Here is a 1,001-nt window from a genome sequence, read left to right on the forward strand (position 1 = left end):
GGACATACAGTCCGTGACGGCTATCCACCGCTACACCAAGATTGACGGTAGGATGAACACAGCGCGTCATGGTTTCGGCATCGAACCAAGCGTTAAGAGCTGGCTCTTGCTGGCAAGCATAAACGATAGCTTGCACCAGACGAATGCTGATGTCCTCGTTTGGCAACCAATCTTCCAATAACGCTTCTTCGGTAATGGTCACCGCTGCGACATTTTGATGGGATTCTGCCATGGTCGAGACCATCGTACGGCGCGCTCCTTTGAGCACTTCAGTTCCAGGAACTTGTTTGCCTGCTTCTTCGTAAACATCGGCATCGACGATCAAACCGCTTGGTCCGCTACCGACCATCGTTTTCAAATCTACGCCTAGCTTTTTCGCTAGCAAACGCGCGGAAGGTAAAGCGGTGATGAGTTTGTCTGCCGATTTGTTGTGGCTGCCGCCCACCCAAAAATCATCAACATTTACGTTATGAGATTGGTGAGATACGGTGCCAACAACGGTTGCGGCATCGGCGGTTTGTCGTTTTTCCGCAGAGACAGTGTTTTCTGCGCCACTTTCGTCGATTTCTAGAAGTAGGGCGCCAATATTAATTACGTCGCCTTCTTCACCATGGCGGCTGACAATTCTGCCTGCGTACGGAGCAGGAACGTCTACGGTTGCTTTCGCCGTCTCAACGGTGAGGATCACTTGATCGAGTTTGACCATGTCACCCACATTGACATGCCATTTTACAATTTCTGACTCAGCGAGACCTTCACCGAGATCGGGTAAATTAAACGTCTTCATTTCCAATCCTCCACGAGCTCGCGCGCTGCGATCACAATGTCTTCTTTCTGAACCATGAAATAATCTTCGTTACGGTAATAAGGCATAATGGTATCCATACCTGTGACTCGTTTAGGTGGCGCTTTTAGCAAGCACATCGCGTGTTCGGCGGTTCGAGCCAGCAGCTCAGAACCCACACCACACGTTTTACTGGCTTCATGTACAACCAGCAGGC

Annotated in this window: 2 protein-coding genes; both read right to left on the reverse strand. The window is 50.2% G+C overall.

Translation table 11 applies throughout. The annotated features are described in order from the left end of the window. Window positions 1-787, reverse strand: a 787-nt coding sequence (locus R7P35_RS26550) for a biotin/lipoyl-containing protein (RefSeq protein ID WP_318093482.1), incomplete at its 3' end; no start/stop codon positions are given. Continuing rightward, window positions 784-1,001: transketolase C-terminal domain-containing protein (locus R7P35_RS26555; protein WP_318093483.1), on the reverse strand; the 218-nt coding region annotated here is incomplete at its 5' end. The genes R7P35_RS26555 and R7P35_RS26550, both read right to left, overlap by 4 nt.

Source organism: Vibrio sp. Vb0304 (assembly GCF_033338995.1).
Lineage (GTDB): Bacteria > Pseudomonadota > Gammaproteobacteria > Enterobacterales > Vibrionaceae > Vibrio > Vibrio alginolyticus.